Source organism: Ciceribacter ferrooxidans, from assembly GCF_004137355.1.
Lineage (GTDB): Bacteria > Pseudomonadota > Alphaproteobacteria > Rhizobiales > Rhizobiaceae > Allorhizobium > Allorhizobium ferrooxidans.
Map to the genome: position 1 here is coordinate 694,122 of NZ_SDVB01000253.1, position 19,984 is coordinate 714,105.

General features: G+C 65.6%; 18 protein-coding genes, 1 tRNA gene and 1 pseudogene. 9 read left to right on the plus strand and 11 right to left on the minus strand.

The annotated features are described in order from the left end of the window. The first annotated feature begins 4 nt into the window (after positions 1-4). Positions 5-1,903, plus strand: a complete 1,899-nt coding sequence (locus EUU22_RS19945; protein ID WP_129333710.1) for a nitric oxide reductase activation protein NorD — start codon at positions 5-7, stop codon at positions 1,901-1,903. 74 nt (positions 1,904-1,977) lie between these two features. Here the strand turns inward: EUU22_RS19945 and EUU22_RS19950 are convergent, their stop codons facing one another. From EUU22_RS19950 to EUU22_RS19960, 3 genes are all read right to left on the minus strand, one after another. Beyond that, positions 1,978-2,208, minus strand: coding sequence for a DUF2798 domain-containing protein (locus EUU22_RS19950; RefSeq protein ID WP_129333711.1), 231 nt, complete (start codon positions 2,206-2,208; stop codon positions 1,978-1,980). 216 nt (positions 2,209-2,424) lie between these two features. Next, complete coding sequence (gene hemN, locus EUU22_RS19955; protein ID WP_129333712.1) at positions 2,425-3,777, minus strand: oxygen-independent coproporphyrinogen III oxidase; 1,353 nt, start codon at positions 3,775-3,777, stop codon at positions 2,425-2,427. Positions 3,778-3,887: 110 nt separating this feature from the next. Beyond that, positions 3,888-4,523, minus strand: coding sequence for a HupE/UreJ family protein (locus EUU22_RS19960; RefSeq protein ID WP_129333713.1), 636 nt, complete (start codon positions 4,521-4,523; stop codon positions 3,888-3,890). Between the two features lie 143 nt (positions 4,524-4,666). Between EUU22_RS19960 and EUU22_RS19965 the strand changes: the two genes are divergently transcribed. The 3 genes from EUU22_RS19965 to EUU22_RS19975 are packed head-to-tail and all read left to right on the plus strand — an operon-like array spanning position 4,667 to position 6,608. Further along, positions 4,667-5,269: a HupE/UreJ family protein gene (locus tag EUU22_RS19965; protein ID WP_129333714.1), complete on the plus strand. Its 603-nt coding sequence runs from the start codon at positions 4,667-4,669 to the stop codon at positions 5,267-5,269. Then, complete coding sequence (locus tag EUU22_RS19970) at positions 5,269-6,015, plus strand: hypothetical protein (RefSeq protein WP_129333715.1); 747 nt, start codon at positions 5,269-5,271, stop codon at positions 6,013-6,015. Before EUU22_RS19965 ends, EUU22_RS19970 begins: the two co-directional genes overlap by 1 nt. Further along, positions 6,012-6,608, plus strand: a complete 597-nt coding sequence (locus EUU22_RS19975) for a DUF1007 family protein (protein ID WP_129333716.1) — start codon at positions 6,012-6,014, stop codon at positions 6,606-6,608. Before EUU22_RS19970 ends, EUU22_RS19975 begins: the two co-directional genes overlap by 4 nt. Positions 6,609-6,611: 3 nt before the next feature. On the opposite strand, the gene EUU22_RS19980 is transcribed toward EUU22_RS19975, so the two are convergent. Next, entirely contained in the window at positions 6,612-7,493 is an 882-nt protein-coding gene (locus tag EUU22_RS19980; RefSeq protein WP_129333717.1) for a LysR family transcriptional regulator, read from the minus strand. Between the two features lie 115 nt (positions 7,494-7,608). Between EUU22_RS19980 and EUU22_RS19985 the strand changes: the two genes are divergently transcribed. After that, positions 7,609-9,105 (plus strand): CoA-acylating methylmalonate-semialdehyde dehydrogenase, encoded by a 1,497-nt coding sequence (locus EUU22_RS19985; protein ID WP_129333718.1) that lies wholly within the window; start codon positions 7,609-7,611, stop codon positions 9,103-9,105. A 104-nt stretch (positions 9,106-9,209) separates the two neighbouring features. Here EUU22_RS19985 and EUU22_RS19990 read toward each other — a convergent pair whose 3' ends face one another. Beyond that, positions 9,210-10,238 carry a Fe(3+) ABC transporter substrate-binding protein gene (locus EUU22_RS19990; RefSeq protein WP_245485176.1) on the minus strand — a complete coding sequence of 343 codons (1,029 nt, stop codon included), beginning with the start codon at positions 10,236-10,238 and terminating at the stop codon, positions 9,210-9,212. Positions 10,239-10,434: 196 nt separating this feature from the next. Here EUU22_RS19990 and rirA point away from each other — a divergent pair, with 196 nt between their 5' ends. The 3 genes from rirA (at position 10,435) to EUU22_RS20005 (ending at position 13,326) form a co-directional block, all read left to right on the plus strand. Next, positions 10,435-10,908 carry an iron-responsive transcriptional regulator RirA gene (gene rirA / locus EUU22_RS19995; protein ID WP_129333720.1) on the plus strand — a complete coding sequence of 158 codons (474 nt, stop codon included), beginning with the start codon at positions 10,435-10,437 and terminating at the stop codon, positions 10,906-10,908. A gap of 192 nt (positions 10,909-11,100) precedes the next feature. Then, complete coding sequence (locus EUU22_RS20000) at positions 11,101-12,702, plus strand: GMC family oxidoreductase (protein WP_129333721.1); 1,602 nt, start codon at positions 11,101-11,103, stop codon at positions 12,700-12,702. A gap of 129 nt (positions 12,703-12,831) precedes the next feature. Continuing rightward, on the plus strand, positions 12,832-13,326 hold the full coding sequence (locus EUU22_RS20005) for a gluconokinase (RefSeq protein ID WP_129333774.1): 495 nt from the start codon (positions 12,832-12,834) through the stop codon (positions 13,324-13,326). 31 nt (positions 13,327-13,357) lie between these two features. Here EUU22_RS20005 and EUU22_RS20010 read toward each other — a convergent pair whose 3' ends face one another. From EUU22_RS20010 to EUU22_RS20035, 6 genes are all read right to left on the minus strand, one after another. Further along, positions 13,358-13,753: a GFA family protein gene (locus EUU22_RS20010; RefSeq protein ID WP_129333722.1), complete on the minus strand. Its 396-nt coding sequence runs from the start codon at positions 13,751-13,753 to the stop codon at positions 13,358-13,360. A 106-nt stretch (positions 13,754-13,859) separates the two neighbouring features. Continuing rightward, positions 13,860-15,155 carry an NAD(P)/FAD-dependent oxidoreductase gene (locus tag EUU22_RS20015; RefSeq protein WP_129333723.1) on the minus strand — a complete coding sequence of 432 codons (1,296 nt, stop codon included), beginning with the start codon at positions 15,153-15,155 and terminating at the stop codon, positions 13,860-13,862. Positions 15,156-15,168: 13 nt separating this feature from the next. Beyond that, positions 15,169-16,527, minus strand: coding sequence for a glutamine synthetase family protein (locus tag EUU22_RS20020; protein ID WP_129333724.1), 1,359 nt, complete (start codon positions 16,525-16,527; stop codon positions 15,169-15,171). A 296-nt stretch (positions 16,528-16,823) separates the two neighbouring features. Further along, positions 16,824-18,077, minus strand: a complete 1,254-nt coding sequence (locus EUU22_RS20025; protein ID WP_129333725.1) for an NAD(P)/FAD-dependent oxidoreductase — start codon at positions 18,075-18,077, stop codon at positions 16,824-16,826. A gap of 208 nt (positions 18,078-18,285) precedes the next feature. Then, a complete protein-coding gene (locus EUU22_RS20030; RefSeq protein ID WP_129333726.1) occupies positions 18,286-18,990 on the minus strand; it encodes an SDR family oxidoreductase in 705 nt (234 codons plus the stop codon). A gap of 212 nt (positions 18,991-19,202) precedes the next feature. Then, positions 19,203-19,276: transfer RNA gene (locus EUU22_RS20035), tRNA-Gln, on the minus strand. 265 nt (positions 19,277-19,541) lie between these two features. Here EUU22_RS20035 and EUU22_RS20040 point away from each other — a divergent pair. Then, positions 19,542-19,984: pseudogene (locus tag EUU22_RS20040) on the plus strand (Ppx/GppA phosphatase family protein); the annotation flags it as partial.

Genomic DNA, 19,984 nt, shown 5'->3' on the forward strand with positions numbered 1-19,984 from the left:
GACCATGCTGGATTTCCTCGAACTCGAAGAGACGGTCGGGCGAGCCTGGCATCGTCTGGCGGGCAACACCCGCACCTGGCCTTGCTATCCCGCGGACGCGGTGAGCCTTGAAGAAATCCAGCCCGTGCTCGCCGTCTGTTTCCGCGGGTTCGGCGGTGAGCACGCCGTGCAGGTCGCACCCGCCCGCGGGCGCACGTCCGGCCACCGGCTGAAGCTTCGCCAGCGGCTCGGACTGGGCGAGGAGAAACTGGTCCAGCCCGGCCGTGACCACGCAACGCTGATGCTGCCGCCGACGATCGACCTCTTCCCGGACAAGGCGCTCAATCGCGACCTTTATATCTGGCTCGCCGCCACCATGGCGGTGATGCCGCTCGAAGCGCTGGACGCACGTGATCCGCTCATTCGCGATCTCGAGGCTCTCGCCCGCGCGGAGGCGACGGTCGCGACTGTCCTGTCTGCCTTTCCGGGGCTCGAGCCGCGCTATCGCAGGCTCTGTGCCGCGGTGCTGAAGGAGCGTCGCCGCGGTGCCCTGCCGGCCGTCGAGCAGCGTGTCGAGGACCGCATACGCGACCTCTTGCTGAAAGGTGTCGGTCGGCTTGCCGAGCCGGAGCCGCGACAGTTTCCGGAGCGCGCGCCGCCCGGCTACCTGCCGATGCTGCCGGTGCCGCTCTGGCCGGACGCATTGATCCGCGAGGAGAGTGACGCCCGGACGGACGAGGATTCGCCGGCCTCTGCCGCAGACCGCCAGGCCGGTATGGCCGGCCGCCATGTCGCGACCCGCGAAAAGAAGGACGGACGCGAGCAGTCCCGCAGCCCCTTCATCCTCAACCGCTTCGAAAAAATCCTCGCCATGGCCGAAATGGTCAATGTCGACCGCCCCGGCGACGACAGCGACGACCATGACGCCGCCGCGGCGGAGGAACTGGACGACATGACGCTCGGCGAGCGCAAGGGCCGCCCCTCGGCACGCTTCCGTTTCGATCTCGACCTGCCGCCGGAGGCGCTGGACCGCACGCCGCTCACCGCGGATCTCACCTATCCGGAATGGGACTACCGGTCGAACGCCTATCTGAAGAACCATTGCCGTGTATTCGCGAGCCCCGCCCCGGTGGAGGGCGAAACGCTGGAGGCCCGCGACGAGATGCGCAGTCTCATCCGCCGGGTGAAGCGGCAATTCGAGGTGCTGCGGCCGCGCCGCGAGGTGCTGCGGGCACAGATCGACGGGTCGGACCTCGACCTCGACGCCGTGGTGCGCGCGAGGACCGATCTTGCCGCCGGCGGACAGGGCAGCGATCGTGTTCACCTGATGAGCCGCCCGCAGGCACACGATCTCGCCGTCTCGATCCTCGTCGACGTCTCGCTGTCGACGGATGCGTGGTTCGACGACCGCCGGGTGCTGGACGTCGAGAAGGAGGCCCTGCTGGTGCTCGCGCACGGGCTTTCGGCCTGCGGCGACAACCATTCGATCGTGACCTTCACCTCGCGCCGGCGCTCCTGGGTGCGGGTGGAGACGGTCAAGGATTTCGGGGAACCGATGAATGCTACGGTGGAACGCCGGATCGCGGCGCTGAAGCCCGGCTATTACACCCGCATCGGGGCGGCGATCCGCCACGCCACCGCGGGGCTCAAGGAACAGCCGAACCGCCGTCGCCTGCTGCTGGTGCTGACTGACGGCAAGCCGAACGATGTCGATCACTACGAAGGACGTTTCGCGCTCGAAGACAGCCGCCGTGCCGTCATCGAGGCGCGCCGGTCGGGCGTCCAGGTGTTCGGCGTGACGGTGGACAGGGAGGCACAAGCCTACGTGCCGGCGATCTTCGGTCAGAACGGCTACGCGATCGTCTCGCACATTGCCCGGCTGCCTTCGGCGCTGCCGGCGATTTACCGCGGCCTGGCTGGATAGGGCGGAAGGCCGGCTGCGGGAAGGCCCGGCGAGGTGGGGATCGCCGGGCCTTACACTATTTTCGGGAACCGAATTTAGCGCGCGGCGAGCCGCCTCAGCCGGTGGGCGAGGAAGAGGCCGAAACGGCTGATGAAGGTTGTCAGCACAAAGGCGATGGGCCAGGCGATGGCGAACTGGCGCGGCCATATCCGGAGCCACTCGGCACTCGGCCCGAGTGCAATCAGCGACATGATGCCCGACATGGAGAGGGCCATCATCAGGGTTATCAGGAGTTGTGTGAGCAGGCGTGTAAGTCTATCCATCATGGTTGTTCCGTTGTTGCGGAGGTGCCATGACAGACCATGCGATCTATGTGGCACCTACCCAAAAGAGGTTGGTGCCGTGGGATCGCGCGTCGCGACTATATCCCGCCTCGGGCGGGGACCGGAATAACCGTACCGGTCTTTAATCTTTTCGGCATCCGCTATATGGGTCCCGACGGATCGATTGTCAATACCGTGTCCGGCAGCGCGCGTTCGTCGTCACGCCACCTTGGAATAGGTCCTGCCCGCCTCTGCCAGATAGGCGTCGAAGCACGCCGCGACGGAGCGGATGAGGAAGCGATGGTCGGGCTTCACCGTGAGTACGCCGTTCTCGAATTCCACGACGCCGTCTCCTTTCAGCCGTTCGAGCATCGTGTTCGCTTCGAGAAGCACGTCCGGCTCAAAGCCGTGCTCGCCGGCAATCCCGTGGAGATCGGCGCGGAAATCGCACATCAGTCGCTCGATCACCGCCGCCCGCAGCCGGTCCTCGGCCGTCAGGCGATAGCCCTTTGCGGTCGCGAGCCGGCCAGAGGCGACGTGCTGGGCATATTGCCCGATCGCCACCTCGTTCTGGGCATAGCCCTCCGCGGTGCGTCCGATCGCCGAGGCGCCGAGCCCGATCAGGGTCTTGCAGGCGTCTGTCGTATAACCCTGGAAATTCCGGTGCAGCCGCCCCTGCCGCTGGGCAAGCGAGAGCTCGTCCTCGGGAAGGGCGAAATGGTCGAGGCCGATGCGCTGGTATCCGGCTGCGACGAGCGTTTCGGCGATCGCCTCGGCCTGCGCGTTGCGTTCGGAGGCACCTGGAAGCGCCGCCTCGTCGATCATCCGCTGGTGCTTCTTGAAGGCCGGGATATGCGCGTAGCCGAAGACGGCGAAACGATCCGGCCGCATGGCGATCGCCGTCTCAGCGGTTTCGACGCAGGAGCGCACGGTCTGGTGCGGCAGGCCGTAGATGAGGTCGAAACTGATGCTGTCGACGCCGGTCCGGCGCAACCCCTTTGCCGCGTCTTCCGTCTGTTCGACGGTCTGGATGCGGTTGATCGCCTTCTGCACGACCGGATCGAAGCTCTGCACGCCGAGGCTTGCGCGGTTGACGCCGGCCTGTCCGAGGGCGGCGATCATTTCGGCCTTCAGCGTGCGCGGGTCGATCTCGACGGCGACCTCGGCCGCAGGCGAGAAGTCGAAGTTTTGCTGCAGGAAGGCCATGAGGTCGAGGAACTCGGCGGCTTCCATGATCGTCGGCGTGCCGCCGCCGAAATGCACGTTGCCGACACGCAGTTGCCGCTTCGCCGCGGCGCCGACGGCGCGGACCTCGCGCTTCAGCACCTCGAGATAGTCGAGGATCGGTTGGTCTTTCTGGGTAATCGAGGTATGGCAGCCGCAATACCAGCACATCGACCGGCAGAAGGGGATATGCAGGTAGAGCGAAACCGCCTCGCGCGCCGGAATTGCCGCCAGCCAGTCGCCATAGGTGCCGGCGCCGATCGCGGCGGAGAAGCGGGGAGCGGTCGGATAGCTGGTGTAGCGCGGCAGGCGCGCATCGCCATAGGTTTCGATCAGGTTCTTGTCCATGTCGCTTCAACCCTCGTTCGGTGATGAAGCGCACGCTAGTGCTGGGACGAGACTTGTTCTTTGTTAAATCCCAAGGAGCGGCACGATTGCCTCTCCGGCAAAAAATTGACCTAGACCAGCAGGTAATAGACGCCGCTCGCGGTAATCAGACCGCCGAGCGCGCGCACGACGTAGCCGTGATAGAGCCGGCCGAGCGCGAAGCCGATGCCGATGCCGAGGATGTGGATGAGGCCGGTCGAGACGACGAAGCCGACGGTGAAGGCGGCGGGATCGGTCGCCCGCAGCGTCAACTGTCCGTGCGGATAGCCGTGGAAAATCGCGAAGAACGCGACGATCACGAGGGCCGCCCACTCCGGCGCCACCCAGCGGGCGGCGATCACGCCGCCGAGCACCAGCAGCGAGACGGCAATCGCGATTCGGATGAGGTCGTCGGGAAAGAGTCCGAGCATTCCGGCGAAGCCGCCGACGCACATGATGAGCGGGAAGGTGGCCGGAAGCGACCACACGGAGCGGCCGCCCATCTGCGCGCCCCAGAGCCCGACCGCCAGCATTGCGAGGAAGTGGTCGAGACCGGCGAGCGGATGGCCGAAGCCGCTGCCGAAGCCGCCCATCACGCCACCGAGTACATGGGCGGAAGCCTCTGCGGGCACGCCCGCCACGACGAGCGCCGCGAGCATGCTCGACAGGAAAGATGTCCCGAGGCGGTGGATTGTCGGCCGGCGGGGAGACTTCAGCAGGCGGATCATGGCATTTCTCCAGGCTACGCGACGGCGGACGACGGCGACCTCCGACACGATCCATCTACAATTTCCGGTGATTCGGATATAGTCGAGGCCGACTCGCCGGCTGCCTGCCGGGACCTCGACACGTCGAACGGGAGATCGCACGCATGCAGTTTTCGAATGCACCGCGTCGCATTGCGGCGGTTCTGCTTTCCGGCCTTGCATTGGCGACGATGCCGGGCGCGGCGCAGGCCCACATCCTGCAGGGCCAGGCGGGCGGTTTCCTCCATGGCTTCGAGCATCCCCTTTCAGGCGTCGACCACATGCTGGCGATGTTTTGCGTCGGCCTCTGGGGCGCGCAGATGGGCGGCCGCGCCGTCTGGAGCCTGCCGATCGCCTTTCCGCTGGTCATGGTGGTCGGCGGCGTACTGGGCATCGCCGGCGTTCCGCTGCCGGCCGTCGAAAGCGGCATTGCCCTTTCGATCATCGTCCTCGGCGTCTCGATCGCCGTGCTATGGCGTCCGCCGGAATGGCTCGCGCTCGCGGTGATCGGCGTCTTCGCGATCTTCCACGGCTATGCCCACGGCGCCGAACTGCCGAACGCCACCGACCCGGCCGACTACGCGATCGGCTTCGTCGTCGCGACGGGGCTCATCCATATCGCCGGCATCGCGGTCGGCCTGCTCTTCCAGCGCGTGCGCGCGGGCGAGCTGTCGCGTGCGCTCGGCGGGCTGATCGGTCTCGGCGGCCTCTATTTCCTCGTTTCCTGATGTCGTTGCAAAAGCCGGTGGCGGCGCCGTCGCGCCGAAGTCTTCGTCCGGCGGCGTGTGCGTTTGCACTCGCCGGCGCGGTGGTCCTCGCAGCGTTGGCCTACCGGGCAGGCGGGCAGGGCAATTGGCTTCTCGCCTCCGTCTTCACCGCCGAACGCATCCTGCCGCTTCTCGGCCTCGGCCTTCTCCTCGGCCAGTTGCCGCGGCGGGCGTTGCCGTTCGCTCTGGCGTCCCTCGTGTTGGGCGCGGCGGTCGGCGTTCTCTTCCGCGAGCCCTTCTTCACGCTGATGGCGCGGGTGCCGGGTGCTGCGGCACATCTCTTCCTCACAGGGCCGATCGCCTGCGTGCTCATCGGCCTGCCGCTCGTGCTGCCGCGTGGCGCGCGGGCCTGGATCGCCCTGCCGCTGCTGGCGCCGGCGGGCGCGGCTCTCGCGATTGCGACGCTTCTCGGCGACCCGACCCTACACGAGTGGAGCTATCGGCCGCTGGCCCTTGCCGCCGAAATCTGGATTTCGGCCACCGTGGCGCTCGCCGCGTCCGCCTTCGACCGGACCTGGCTCACGGTTGCCGCCCGCATCTTCGCGAGCTGGCTGATCGCCATCGGCTTTCTCTACGGCGGGGCATATATGGCGGCAAAGCGCACGACGCTCGAACCGCCGACGTTTCCGACGCTGCCGGCTGATGGCGAATTCCCGGGCTTTGGGCGCGTCCTGCAGGAACTCGACGGAAAGGAGCCTGCAGGATGATCCGCCGTTCTTTGCCGGTTCGGGCGTTCGTCGCCTCTCTCTTCTGGCTGGCGTCCGCGGGTCTCGCGGCGGGCCATCCGGATATCGCCGTGACCGCGCGCGTGCTGTTCGATGTAGAGGCCGGCCGGCTGGTTGCGGTCGCCGAGAGCCTCGCAATCGACGAAGCCTCGAGCCGCCGGATGATCGGCCGGTTCGATGCGAATGGTGACGGCATCTTCGACCCGGCGGAGCGCGCGGTGATGCGTCGAGCACTGACCGGCGACCTCGGTCGACTCAACTTCTTCGCGGAGCTCTCGGCCGACGGGGAGCGGGTGGCGCTCGGCCTACCGGACGTCTTCGACGCGACCATCTCCGATGGCATCGTGACCGTCGTCTTCGGCTTCCGGCTCGATGACCCCGTCGCAGTCGCCGGCCGCAAGATCGATTTCATGTTGCGGGATCGCGACTATACGGCCGCGGTGGCCTTCGACGGGGATCGGCCCGCGCTCGTCCGAGGCGGCGAGGGCTGCACTGTCAGCCGCGAGATGCGTCCCGCCGACGCGTATTTCGGCGGCTTGGTCGTGCCTGAAGCCGCCGTGCTCGCCTGTCGGTGAGCGTCAGAGGAAGATTTTCCGTTCCTCGTTCACCAGCTCCTGCAGGTATTGCACGACCGTGCGCACGCGCGTCAGATCGCGGGCGCTTTCGTGGAAGATCGTCCAGTAGGCGCGCCGGATCGCCACCTCCGGCAGCACCCGGCAGAGCTCGGGATACTGGCGGGCGATATAGGTGTGCAGGATGCCGATGCCGGCGCCGGAGCGCACCGCCTCGGTCTGCCCGATCGCGCTCGAGATCTCGAAGGCGGAATCCCAGTTGCGCGAGATTTCGCCGGTATAGTTCAGCGAGGCCGAGTAGATGAGATCCTCCACGTAGCCGATCAGGCTGTGTTCCTTCAGCGCCTCGACGTTCGCCGGTCCGCCTGTCTCCGCGAGATAGTCGCGGGAGGCATAGAGGCCGAGGGTATATTCCGTGAGCTTGGAGGAAACGAGCCGGCCGGTCTCCGGGCGCTCGACGGTGATCGCGATATCGGCCTCCCGGCTCGACAGCGAGAAGGCCCGCGGCACGGGTACGAGCTGGATCTTGAGCTGCGGATGGCGATCGATGAGCCGCCCCAGCCGGGGCGCGAGGAAGGCGACGCCGAACCCGTCCGGGGCGCCGATCCGGACCGTTCCGGCGACCGCCGTATCGGTTCGCCCGAGCCGGGCCTGCGCAGCAAGCATCTCGGTTTCGATGCGTTCGGCGGAGACGAGAAAGCCTTCGCCTTCGGCGGTCAGCTCGCAGCCGTTGGTCCGCCGGACGAAGAGCCGGGTCTGCAGCGCCTCTTCCAGCGCGGTCAGACGTCGCGACAGCGTCGCATGATTGACGCCGAGCCGTCTTGACGCGGCAAGGATCTGGCCGGCTCGCGCCACCGCAAGGAAGATGCGAACGTCATCCCAGTTCATGACGAGCCTCGAGGAAGCATCAATTTCTGCACAACAGATGCGTATATCATCGCGTTGTGTTGTGCAAATTAAAGTGGGATGGTGGTTTCAGCGAAAAACCTGAGGAGGCACATCCATGTATGAGATCGGGCATTTCATCGACGGCAAGCGCGTCGCCGGCACCAGCGGCCGCACCGCCCCCGTCTACAATCCTGCGACCGGCGAAGTGCAGGCGCAGGTGGCGCTTGCAAGCGCCGCCGAACTGAACGCCGCGGTCCAGTCCGCCAAGGCCGCGCAGCCGAAATGGGCTGCCACCAACCCGCAGCGCCGCGCCCGCGTGTTCATGAAGTTCGTCCAGCTCCTGAACGACAACATGGACGAGCTTGCCGAGATGCTGTCGCGTGAGCACGGCAAGACCATCGAGGACGCCAAGGGCGACGTCGTCCGCGGCCTCGAAGTCTGCGAATTCGTGATCGGCATTCCGCATCTTTCCAAGAGCGAGTTCACCGAAGGCGCCGGCCCGAACATCGACATGTACTCGATCCGCCAGCCGGTCGGTATCGGCGCCGGCATTACGCCGTTCAACTTCCCCGCGATGATCCCGATGTGGATGTTCGCGCCTGCCATCGCCTGCGGCAACGCCTTCATCCTGAAGCCCTCCGAGCGGGACCCGTCCGTGCCGATGCGCCTTGCCGAACTGATGATTGAAGCCGGGCTGCCCGCCGGTGTGCTGAACGTCGTCAACGGCGACAAGGAAGCCGTCGACGGCATCCTGACCCACCCGGAAATCGGCGCCGTCTCCTTCGTCGGCTCGACCCCGATCGCCCGTTACGTCTACGGCACGGCCGCGATGAACGGCAAGCGCGCCCAGTGCTTCGGCGGTGCCAAGAACCACATGGTCATCATGCCCGATGCCGACCTCGACCAGGCCGCCAACGCCCTGATCGGCGCCGGCTACGGTTCGGCCGGCGAGCGCTGCATGGCGATCTCGGTCGCGGTTCCGGTCGGCGAGGAAACCGCCAACCGCCTGATCGACAAGCTCACCCCGATGGTCGAGTCACTGCGCATCGGCCCCTACACCGACGAAAAGGCCGATATGGGCCCGCTCGTCACCAAGGAGGCACGCGAGCGTGTCCTCGGTCTCATCAACCGCGGTGTGGAACAGGGTGCGAAGCTCGTCGTCGACGGCCGCGATTTCAAGCTGCAGGGCTACGAGAACGGCAATTTCGTCGGCGGCTGCCTGTTCGACAACGTCACCCCGGACATGGACATCTACAAGACCGAGATCTTCGGACCGGTTCTCTCGGTTGTCCGCGCCAAGAACTATGAAGATGCGCTCTCCCTGCCGATGAAGCACGAATACGGCAACGGCGTCGCGATCTTCACCCGTGACGGCGATGCCGCCCGCGACTTCGCAAGCCGCATCAACATCGGCATGGTCGGCGTCAACGTTCCGATCCCGGTTCCGCTCGCCTACCACTCTTTCGGTGGCTGGAAGGCTTCCTCTTTCGGCGACCTGAACCAGCACGGCACGGACTCGATCAGGTTCTGGACCCGCACCAAGACGGTGACCTCGCGTTGGCCGTCCGGCATCAAGGACGGCGCCGAATTCTCCATCCCGACGATGAAGTGAGACGATTGCCCTACCCCTCGGCCTTTGCCGGTCGAGGGGGCGGTCGCAAAGCAAACGGGCCCTCGCGGGGCCCGTTCGTGTTTCATGAGTGAGGCGTTCGCCGATTACATAGACGGGCCGTCGTTGAGGCCGACCTTGTCGACCAGCTCGGAGGCCTTCTTGCGGTTCGCGGCGACGTCGGCGAGTGGCAGCGTGTCCGGCTTGATCTCGCCGAAGGAGGCGACGACCTCGGAAACCTTGGCGCCCGGCATGACCGGATATTCGAAGACCTGTTCGGCATAGATTTCCTGCGCTTCCTGCGAGGCGAGGAATTCCATGAACTTCACGGCGTTGTCCTTGTTCGGCGCGTATTTCGCAAGTGCCATGCCGGAGATGTTGACATGGGTGCCTCGGTCGGCGGCATTCGGGAAGAGGACCTTGATGGCGGCCGCCCATTCCTTCTCTTCCGGCTCCTTGTCGTTGGTGATCATCAGGCCGACGTAATAGGTGTTGCCGAGCGCGATGTCGCATTCGCCGGACATGATCGCCTTGGCCTGGCTGCGGTCGTTGCCGTCGGGCTTGCGGGCGAGGTTCTCCTTCACACCGCGCAGCCACTTCTCGGTGTATTCCTCGCCGTGGTGGGCGACCATGGAGGCGAAGAGCCCGATATTGTAGGAGTGCTGGCCGTCACGCATGCAGATCTTGCCCTTCCACTTGGGATCGGCGAGCTCTTCGTAGGTGATGGCTTCGTCCTTTACGCGCTCCTTCGAGGCATAGACGACGCGGCCACGGGTGGTGAGGCCGAACCAGTCGCCCGCCGGATCGCGGTACTGGGCGGGGATCTGCTTGTTGATCGCCTCGTCTGCGAGCGGCTGGGTGACGCCGCCGGCCTTCGCCTCGACCAGGCGGCCGATGTCGACCGTCAGGATCACGTCGGCCGGAGAGTTGACGCCTTCGGCGCTGATGCGCTCGACGAGACCCTTGTCGAGGAACAGGACGTTCGCCTCGATGCCGGTTTCCTTGGTGAAGGCATCGATCAGCGGCTGGATGAGTTCCGGCTGGCGATAGGAGTAGATGTTGACCTCGCCGTCGGCCAGCGCCATCTCGCCCGCTGCGAGAAATGTCGCCGAAGCGAGAAGACCCGCACGCAGCATCCGTGAAAACGTCATGAAGGTGTCCCTTCCTGTCTGGTGTTGCATATTCTTGAGCGTAATAGTCATGAATGCGGAAGGGTGTCAACGGACTCTTCGTCGCAGTGGCGGTGGGGAAATGTGAACTTGACTATTTTGGAATTGTTCAAAAGTAGAAAAGGCACTATATAGAGGTCAACCCAAGCACGAGGAGTCATGCATGCGTTTGACGAAGCAGACCAATTATGCCGTGCGCATGCTGATGTACTGCGCGGCGAACAAGGACCGTCTGAGCCGCATCCCGGAGATCGCCAAGGCTTACGGCGTTTCGGAACTGTTCCTGTTCAAGATCCTGCAGCCGCTGAACAAGGCGGGTCTGGTGGAGACCGTTCGCGGCCGCAATGGCGGCGTACGGCTCGGCCGTCCGGCCGACAAGATCACCCTGTTCGACGTGGTGAAGGTCACCGAAGACAGTTTCGCGATGGCCGAATGTTTCGAGGATGACGGCGAGATCGATTGCCCGCTCGTCGACAGCTGCGGGCTGAACGCAGCCCTGCGCCGCGCGCTCGGCGCTTTCTTCGAGGTCTTGACGGAATACACGATCGAGGACCTGGTCAAGGCGCGGCCGCACATCAACTTCCTGCTCGGCCTGCCCGAAGCGCCGGCAAAGACGGTCTCCGCCCCGGCGGCCTGATCGCGACAGCAGCCTTTTTCATCGAACCCCGCGGACCGAAAGGTCGGCGGGGTTTTCGTTTGCCCTGTCCCTCTGAAATCGTGGGGTGAGCGAACGTGCCCTCTTGAGCGGCCGCCGTTGTCGGTTTACGTATACGTAAACGGAAAAGCGACGCCGTGGAGTGTTGCACCGCCGGGGCCTTGGGAGGGGACCATGTTCGACTATGTGATCGCCGGCGGCGGCTCGGCGGGTGCGGTTCTGGCTGCGAGATTGAGCGAGGATCCGGACGTCAAGGTCTGTCTATTGGAGGCGGGCGGCATGGGGCGCGAACTGCTGCTGCGTGTGCCGTCGGGTGCGGCCGCCGTCGTGCCGGGGCGGTTGCCCTTTGCCAACTGGGCCTTCGAGACCGAGCCGCAGGCAGGCTTGAACGGCAGGCGCGGCTACCAGCCGCGCGGACGCGGTCTCGGCGGGTCGAGCCTCATCAATGCGATGCTCTATGTTCGCGGCCATGCCGGCGACTACGACGACTGGGCGGCGGCCGGGTGCACCGGCTGGTCCTTTTCCGAGGTGCTGCCCTGGTTCCTCAAGGCGGAGGACAATATCCGCGGCGCCGGTCCGCTCCACGGCGCCGGCGGGCCGCTGCAGGTGAGCGATGCCGACTGGGCGCGGCCGGTGAACCAGGCCTTCATCGCCGCCGGCGAGGAGCGGGGTTTTCGCCGCAACGACGATTTCAACGGTCCGGACCAGGAGGGGATCGGCCTCTACCAGGCGACGCAGTTCTGGCACGGGCCGCGCAAGGGCGAACGCTGCTCGGCCTCAGCCGCCTACCTGGCCGACCATCTCGACCGGCCGAACCTGACGATCGTCACCGGTGCGCGGGCAAGCCGCGTGCTTTTCGAGCACGGCCGCGCATCTGCCGTCGCCTACCGGGTCGGCCGCCGCGAACTGGTCGCCCGTGCGGGGCGCGAGGTGATCGTCGCCTGCGGTGCACTGCAGTCGCCGCAACTCCTGATGCTTTCGGGCATCGGCCCCGCGGACGACCTACGCCGCCACGGCATTGCGGTCGTCGCCGACAGTCCGGAGGTCGGGCGCAACCTGCAGGACCACCTCGATTTCACCATGATCTACCGTTCGCGCGACCGCGACATGATCGGCATCGGCCTCCACGGCGCCGCCGACATCGCCCGATCGTCGCGGGAGTGGCGGCGCGAGGGCACCGGGCACCTGCGCTCGACCTTCGCGGAGTCGGGCGCCTTCCTGAAAACCGACCCGGCGCTCGACCGCCCGGACATCCAGCTCCATTTCGTCGTCGCCATGGTCGACGATCACGCCCGCCGGCTGCACATGGGCTACGGCTATTCGTGCCATGTCTGTCTGCTCAGGCCGCATTCGCGCGGGACCGTGACGTTGAAGAGCGCCGATCCACTTTCCGCTCCCCGCATCGACCCCGCCTTTCTCTCCGATCCGCGCGACATGGCGGGCGTGCTCGCCGGCACGAAAGTGATGCGCGACATCATGGAGGCGGGCGCGCTCGCCGGCTACCGCAAGCGCGAGCTCTACGCCGAGGCCGGCGGATCGGATGCAGCACTCACCGGGCGCATTCGCGCTCGCGCCGACACGATCTACCATCCCGTTGGCACCTGCCGCATGGGGTCCGACGACCGCGCCGTCGTCGGCCCGGCACTCAGGGTCCGTGGCGTCGAGGGGCTTCGCGTGGTCGACGCCTCGGTGATGCCGACGCTGATCGGCGGCAACACCAACGCGCCGGTCATCATGATGGCCGAAAAGATCGCCGCCGAGATGCTTGCGGGTTGACCGTAGATCACGTTCACCGCGGGTGGACTTGGACGCGCCGATCACTATCTTCCGCTTCGTCGCAACGAGTACGGCAGGAGCGGACAGGTGGAGCGGACGAAGACGGCAACGCCGGGAGCGATTATCGTGATGGGGGTCTGCGGCTGCGGCAAGTCGTCCGTCGGTGCTGCGATCGCAGAACGCCTCGGCCTGCCCTTCATCGAAGGGGACGTCCTGCATCCGGAATCGAATGTCGAGAAGATGTCACGCGGCGAACCCCTGAATGACGAAGACCGCTGGCCGTGGCTCGAAATCATCGGCCGGGCGATGGCCGACGCATTGGGCCGCGGCGAGGGGATCGTCGTCTCCTGCTCGGCGCTGAAGAAGGTCTATCGCGACCGGCTCCGGACTGCGACCGGCGGCAGCCTCTCCTTCGTTTACCTCGAAGGAACGCGCGAACTGCTGAGCGAGCGGATGGGGTCGCGCACCGGCCATTTCATGCCGACCTCTCTCCTCGACAGCCAGCTTGCCACGCTCGAAGTGCCGACCGGCGAGCCGGGGGTCGTAACAGTCGATATCGATCGCGGCATCTGGGAGATCGTGGACATGGCGGTCAGCGGGCTTTCGCCAGCTGCGAGCCGCTGAAGGCCGCCCACGGCCTGCCTCGCGATGGAGGTCAGGACAATTCCGACTGGTCGATCACCGGCACGTGCGGCAGGTCATAATAGTCGCCGGCGGATTCCGTGTGAATCTGGCTCTCCATCCTGAGGCCGGTCTGTCCGTCGATCGTCCCGGCCCAGATCGAGATGTAGGGATTGTCGTGCCGCCGCCAGAACAGGTTGCTGCCGCAGTTACCGCAGAAGCCGCGTTCCGCCGTGTCGGAAGACCGGAACCACCGGAGGGTGTCACCTCTGATCGTCACGTCGGCCCGCGCGGCTTGCGTCGCTGCAACATAGTGGCCGGACGTTTTCCTGCACTGGTGGCAATGGCAGGCGACCACCGGTCGCAATTCTCCCCGAACGTCGTAGGTGACGCCGCCGCAAAGGCAGCCACCCGTTTTCCGTTGCTCCACCGCTCTTCTCCCAAACGAAATCCGATTGGGCGCAAGTTGCCACACAATCGTCACGCCGGCTGGCGCCGGCGCGACGGCATCCGGCTCGTTGTCGACGGGCTTTCGCTCAGACGCCGAGCTTGTCGCGCAGGCCGTACCACCACGCGCCGAGAACGGTGAGCGGCACGCGGAAGGTCCTGCCGCCGGGGAAGGGAAGCGCCGGCAGCGAGGCCCAGACGTCGAAGCGACCGGCATGTCCGCGGACTGCTTCGCCGAGGATCTTGCCGAGCAGATGGGTCGTCGTGACCCCGTGGCCGGAATCGCCGTGGGAGAAATAAACGTTCTCCGAAAGCCGTCCGATATGCGGAATGCGCGTGAGCGTCAGCGCGAAATTGCCGCTCCAGGCGAAGTCGATCCGGGCACCCTTGAGCTGCGGGAAGGTCTTCAGCATGTTCGGGCGGATGACGCCCGTGAGGTTCGCGGGGTCATGCCCGCCATATCCGATGCCGCCGCCGTAGAGCAGCCGGTTGTCGGCGGTGCGGCGATAGTAGTCGAGCACGTAGTTGGCATCCTCGACGCAGTAGTTGGCCGGAAGCAGGTCCTCGATCAGCTTCGCGTCGAGCGGTTCCGTCGCCATGACCTGCGAGGAGACCGGCATCATCCGGTCGGTGATCTTCGGCAGCATCGAGCCGAGATAGGCGTTGCCGCAGACGAGCACGTATCTCGCCTTCACCCGGCCCCTGGCCGTCTTCACGACGGGGCTCGCCCCCATGTCGAGCCCGGTGACCCGCGACTTCTCGAAGATCCGCACGCCCAGCCCTTCGGCGGCGGCGGCCTCGCCGAGCACCAGGTTCAGGGGATGGATGTGGCCGCCGAGACGATCGATCATGCCGCCGACATAGCGGTCCGTCTTGACGTAGCGGCCGACCTCGGATTTCGAGACCATCTCGAGCCCGGTATGCCCGTGCTTTTCCCAGTTCGCCTTCACATGCGCCATCTCCTTGACCTGCTTGTCAGTGAAGGCGGCGAAGAAACCGCCGTCGACGAGATCGCAGCGAATGCCGTATGTCGCGACGCGGCGGCGGATGATCTCGCCACCCTCGAGCGACATCTCGCCGAGCTTCACGGCCTTCTCTTGGCCGTAGCGCCTGGCGATCACGTCGAGGTCACGGCTGTAGCCGTTGACGATCTGGCCGCCGTTGCGGCCGGAGGCACCGAAGCCGATGCGCTCGCCTTCGAGCACCACCACCGAGAAGCCGTTCTCGGCGAGTTCCAGCGCGGCGGAAATGCCGGTGAAGCCGGCGCCGATCACGCAGACATCGGCCTCCGTCTCGCCTTCGAGTTCGGGACGGACGCGCTTGTCGTTGGCCGTTGCCGCATACCAGGAATTGGCGTGGCCGGGATTGTTCGGGGAAGTCTGCATCGTCCTGTTCCTCTCAAACGGTCCGGATATAGGCGTCGTATTCCACGTCGGTGACGCGGAGCGAGAATTCCGAGATTTCCTGTTGCTTGCAGGCGGTGTAGAGCCCGCGATACTTCGGGCCGAGGGCCGCATAGGCGAAGCTCGACTTCGAAAAACGCTGCAGCGACTGGTCCCAGTTGGTCGGGAGCGGCTCGTGGTTGATCGCGTGCTCGTCGCCGCTGATCGCGCCGCCCGGCTGCGTCTTCTCCCTCATGCCCGCGAGCGCGGCGCTCAGGATCATCGCGACGACGAGATAAGGGTTCGTATCGGCGCCGGCGACGCGATGCTCGATGCGGGTCGCGGGTCGGCTCGCGGTGATGACGCGCACCGCCGCCGAGCGGTTGTCGAAGCCCCAGGAGGCATAGGTCGGTGCATGCTCCGACGGCCGCAGCCGACGGTAGGAATTCTGGTGGGGCGCGAAGACCGCCATGCTTTCGCCCATGGATTCCAGAAGCCCGCCGACCGAATGGAAGAGCGCCTCCGACGGCCCGTCTTCACCGGCGTAGATGTTGGCACCGGTCTCGTCGAGCACCGAGAAATGCACATGCATGCCGCTGCCGGCCTGCATGCCGTAGGGCTTCGCCATAAAGGTGGCGTCGAGATCGTGGCAGCGGGCGACGCCCTTGACGATGCGTTTCAGCAGCACTGCGTAGTCGGCGGCCGCGAGCGCATCCGGCACGTGGTTCAGGTTGATCTCGTACTGGCCGGGGCCGTTTTCGCGCAGCGTCGTGTCGGCCGGCACCTTCTGCGCGCGTGCCGCGGTGGAGATCGCGTGGAAGACCTCTTCGAAATCCTGCAGTTCGGCGATCGAAAGCACCTGCGTCTGGCCGGTATGCCAGCGGCCTTCGCGGGTGTTCGGCGGGCGCACCGGATCGAGCGCCGAGCGCACCGGATCGATGAGGTAGAATTCGAGTTCGGTGGCGACGACCGGAGTCAACCCGAGCTTGCGGTAGCGCTCGACGACGCTTGCCAGCACGTTGCGCGGATTGGCGTAGAAGCCGCTGCCGTCCGGATTGCGCATCTCGAGCAGCACCTGCGCCGTCGGCCGCGACAGCCAGGTGACGCGCGACAGCGTGCCGGGAACCGGAAAACAGAGCCCGTCGGGATCGCCGGTGCCCTCTGCGAGCCCCGCGGCATTGACGTCGCGTCCCCAGACATCGAGCGCATAGACCGAGCGCGGCATGGCCATGCCCTTGGTCAGGACGTCGAGGGCGCGTTCGCGCGGGATCCACTTGCCCCGCGGAACGCCGTTGACGTCGATGACGAAGGCTTCCAGCACTTCGATGTCGGGGTTTGCTTCGAAAAAGGTTTTGGCTTGGCTTTCAATATCCATAAGGCACCGGCAGTGGTTTCAACGATCTGACCCGCGCATGCGGAAAAACGCACGCGCAAACGGTATCGAACGACGCTAACGGTCGCCGAAATCTCCGTGGTAGTTCAGAAAGCGAAACATGCCTCAGCCTCTACAGTCTCCCGCCGGGATGCATCGGAAGGTGCGAAGACAAGGATCGGCCCGGCGGTTTCCGCGACCGCGCGGAAACTTGGTCTTTCGACCGAAGACACCGCTATCACGAAATTGCCGCATTTGCCAGCCCCGCCGCGAGGTGCGCGGCAGGGCGGCAGATTACGTTATGGCTTGAACCGTTCCGGACGCCAGGCGCTCATGTCGAGGAACGGCTTCTCGCCGGTGACGGCCTCGGCGATCAGCCGTCCGGTGACCGGGCCGAGGGTGAGCCCGTGATGGGCGTGCCCGAAGGCGAACCAGAGGCCGTCGTGGCGCGGCGCCTTGCCGATGATCGGCATCATGTCCGGCGTGCAGGGCCGCGCCCCCATCCACGGTTCCGGATCGAGCCGTTCGCCGAGCGGGAAGATCGTGCGCGCCACCTTTTCGGCGCGCTCGACCTGCACCGGCGATTTCGGCGCGTCGCGGTCGGCGAATTCCGCACCCGTGGTCAGACGGATGCCCTTGTCCATCGGCGCGAGGAAATAGCCGCGCTCCTTGTCCATGGTCCAGTTGTTGAGGACGGCATTGCCCGCCGGCGCGTAATGCATGTGGTAGCCGCGCTTGACGCCGACGATGAAGCTGTAGCCGAGCGTGCGGGTCACGTCCTCCGACCAGGGGCCGAGCGCCAGCACGACATCCTTGCCCTCCACAGTTCCGTCGACGGTCTTCACCTGCCAGCCCTTGCCGTTGGCGGCGGGTTTCAGCGTCGTGGCGTCACCCCTGATGAACTTGCCGCCGAGGCTTTCGAAATAAGCGAGATAGGCCATGGTCAGCCCGTGCGGGTCGGTCACCGACCAGGGGTCGTTCCATTTCAGCGCGCCGACGAACTTGCCCGACAGGTGCGGCTCCACGCGGGCGAGGTCGTCCGCCGACAGCGCCGTGAAGTTGATGGCCGCGACCTTCGCCAGCCGCTCGGCCTCGGCGACTTCCTTGTCCATCGCCGCCCTGGTGCGGAAGGCTTCCATCCAGCCGTCCTTGCGAATCAGGCGCTCGGCACCCGCCGCCTTGATCAGGTCGGCATGTTCCGAGACCGAATTTTCGATGAGCGGCGCGTAGGCGTTGGCGATCGCCTGATGGCGCACCTCGTTCGAATGCCACCAGTAGCGCGACAGGAACGGCACCAGCTTCGGCATGGCCGTCGGATGGTAATGCGCGTCGATCCGGTTGTTGAGGCTGTAGCGCACCAGCATGCCGACTTCCTGCGGGAAGCCGTAGGGCACGATACCCTCGCGCTGGATCAGACCCGCATTGCCGAACGAGGTTTCCTCGCCGGCACCCCGCCGGTCGACAAGCACCACAGAGCGGCCGCGGCGGGCGAGATGGATGGCGGTGGAAACGCCGACGATACCGGCGCCGAGCACGATTGCATCTGCAGACATTCTTTTCAGGATTCCGTTGCTGTCACGTCTTTCGCTGAACATTGCAATTGTCGATGCCGCCGCGCAAATGGAAAAATGCAAGGATTTGCCGATTGCCGACAGGCGTTGCAAAAATGCGCGAAGTCTTCGCAGACTCTTCGACAAAGGCCATGAAGGTAGCCACGATCCGTCGTCGAAGCGGCTCCGGATCGCAGGTTTCGTCAGGCCGTCATACCGATCGGGTCAAGCCGCCGTCGACACGGATATTCTGCCCGGTGATGTAGGCGGCGCCATCGGAGGCAAGGAAAGCGACGGTCGCCGCGATCTCAGCGCTGGTGCCGTAGCGTTTCATCGGCACGGCCGAGCGGCGTTCCTCGGTGGCGGGCAGGCTGTCGATCCAGCCGGGCAGGACGTTGTTCATGCGGATATTGTCGGCCGCGTAGGTGTCCGCGAAGATCTTGGTGAAGGCGGCGAGGCCGGCGCGGGCGACGGCGGAGGTGGGGAACATCGACGACGGCTCGAAGGCCCAGGCGGTCGATATGTTGATGATGACCCCGGATTTCTGCTTCTGCATGATCGGCGTGACGAGGCGTGTCGGGCGTACGGCGTTGAGGAAATAGATATCCATGCCCGTATGCCAGTCTTCGTCGGTCAGGTCGAGCAGCGGCTTGCGCGGCCCGTGGCCGGCGCTGTTCACCAGCACGTCGACCCGCCCCCATTTCTCGACGGTCGTGTCCACGAAACGTTTGAGATCGTCATTCGACTGGTTGGAGCCGGTGATCCCGATGCCGCCCAGCTCTTCGGCGAGCGCCTCGCCCTTTCCGGACGAGGAGAGGATCGCGACGTTGAACCCGTCCGCCGCCAGACGCCGGGCGCTTTCCGCACCCATGCCGCTGCCGCCCGCAGTGACGATGGCTACCTTCTTTACCGACATTGCAAGAGCCTCTCTTCCACGATGGGGCGCCCTGACGTAGGGCCGTCACGTGGTAACGAAAGGGGTCCTTGTCCTTTTGGCAAGAAAAAAAGAGATAATGGCGTTACGCGCCGGAAGACGCCGTCGCTCGACGGGCATCAGGTCGCCAATGATGCCAAAACGATATCCGGCACGACTGGAAAATCAAGGAATTAAGGGGATTTAGCGAGAATTGGCTGGGGAACCTGGATTCGAACCAAGATTAACGGAGTCAGAGTCCGTCGTTCTACCGTTGAACTATTCCCCAGCAGTGGACCGCGTGAGTGTGCGATCCGTCGGTGAGGCGGGCTTATAAACAAAAGCCGACGGCTTGCAAATACCTGTTCTCAAAAAAATCGGAAAAAATTCCGCTACCGCGAAGACGCGCCCGTAGGCCCGGTTGCGCGCCGGATTTCGACGGAAAAACAGTTTGGCTAAAACCGGACCCGCTGATATTATCGCGCCAACGAAAATCGAATATGGCGCCAGCGGCATGCCGCAGTCGGCCTTGCGCGGCGCAACGGAATAGATAAGTGACAGACCCCGATCGCGGCCTCAGGCCGTCAAGCGAGGGGGCGTCGGCAGAAAGCCGCAGCGGGGAGGCAACCCTCCGGCGCGGCAAGGCCAAGACGAATGCGCCGAAGGTTTCGGGCGCCGCCGTCGTGGCCGGCGAGGGGCAGGCGGCGACGTCGGCTCCGGCTGGACGTTCCGCCACCAACCAGGCGCATGAGCCGGTTCGCAAGCGAAAGCGCCGGCGACGCGGCCGTTCGGGACAGGCCCAGACCGTCGATCTGCCGCATTCCGCAAATACCGACAAGACGGCGGCGCCTGCGGCAGAGGCCGACCATCCCCATTCCGGAAAACCGGGCAAGAAGCGCCGTCGCAACCGCAATCGCCGCAGCCTGCAGGGGCGGCCGCTCGCCTCGGGCAAGCCGGCCACCGTCCAGCCGGCCTCGCCGGCGCCGGCCGCGGCTCC

What these genes read in the sequence shown, in the direction of transcription:
- EUU22_RS20020 (WP_129333724.1), bottom strand. Translation starts at nt 16,527, where the DNA reads ATGGATATTGAAAGCCAAGCCAAAACCTTTTTCGAAGCAAACCCCGAC.
- EUU22_RS20025 (WP_129333725.1), bottom strand. Translation starts at nt 18,077, where the DNA reads ATGTCTGCAGATGCAATCGTGCTCGGCGCCGGTATCGTCGGCGTTTCC.
- EUU22_RS19945 (WP_129333710.1), top strand. Translation starts at nt 5, where the DNA reads ATGCTGGATTTCCTCGAACTCGAAGAGACGGTCGGGCGAGCCTGGCAT.
- EUU22_RS19950 (WP_129333711.1), bottom strand. Translation starts at nt 2,208, where the DNA reads ATGATGGATAGACTTACACGCCTGCTCACACAACTCCTGATAACCCTG.
- EUU22_RS19960 (WP_129333713.1), bottom strand. Translation starts at nt 4,523, where the DNA reads ATGATCCGCCTGCTGAAGTCTCCCCGCCGGCCGACAATCCACCGCCTC.
- EUU22_RS19990 (WP_245485176.1), bottom strand. Translation starts at nt 10,238, where the DNA reads ATGCTGCGTGCGGGTCTTCTCGCTTCGGCGACATTTCTCGCAGCGGGC.
- EUU22_RS19985 (WP_129333718.1), top strand. Translation starts at nt 7,609, where the DNA reads ATGTATGAGATCGGGCATTTCATCGACGGCAAGCGCGTCGCCGGCACC.
- EUU22_RS19975 (WP_129333716.1), top strand. Translation starts at nt 6,012, where the DNA reads ATGATCCGCCGTTCTTTGCCGGTTCGGGCGTTCGTCGCCTCTCTCTTC.
- EUU22_RS20005 (WP_129333774.1), top strand. Translation starts at nt 12,832, where the DNA reads ATGGGGGTCTGCGGCTGCGGCAAGTCGTCCGTCGGTGCTGCGATCGCA.
- EUU22_RS20015 (WP_129333723.1), bottom strand. Translation starts at nt 15,155, where the DNA reads ATGCAGACTTCCCCGAACAATCCCGGCCACGCCAATTCCTGGTATGCG.
- EUU22_RS19965 (WP_129333714.1), top strand. Translation starts at nt 4,667, where the DNA reads ATGCAGTTTTCGAATGCACCGCGTCGCATTGCGGCGGTTCTGCTTTCC.
- EUU22_RS19980 (WP_129333717.1), bottom strand. Translation starts at nt 7,493, where the DNA reads ATGAACTGGGATGACGTTCGCATCTTCCTTGCGGTGGCGCGAGCCGGC.
- EUU22_RS20000 (WP_129333721.1), top strand. Translation starts at nt 11,101, where the DNA reads ATGTTCGACTATGTGATCGCCGGCGGCGGCTCGGCGGGTGCGGTTCTG.
- hemN (WP_129333712.1), bottom strand. Translation starts at nt 3,777, where the DNA reads ATGGACAAGAACCTGATCGAAACCTATGGCGATGCGCGCCTGCCGCGC.
- EUU22_RS20030 (WP_129333726.1), bottom strand. Translation starts at nt 18,990, where the DNA reads ATGTCGGTAAAGAAGGTAGCCATCGTCACTGCGGGCGGCAGCGGCATG.
- rirA (WP_129333720.1), top strand. Translation starts at nt 10,435, where the DNA reads ATGCGTTTGACGAAGCAGACCAATTATGCCGTGCGCATGCTGATGTAC.
- EUU22_RS19970 (WP_129333715.1), top strand. Translation starts at nt 5,269, where the DNA reads ATGTCGTTGCAAAAGCCGGTGGCGGCGCCGTCGCGCCGAAGTCTTCGT.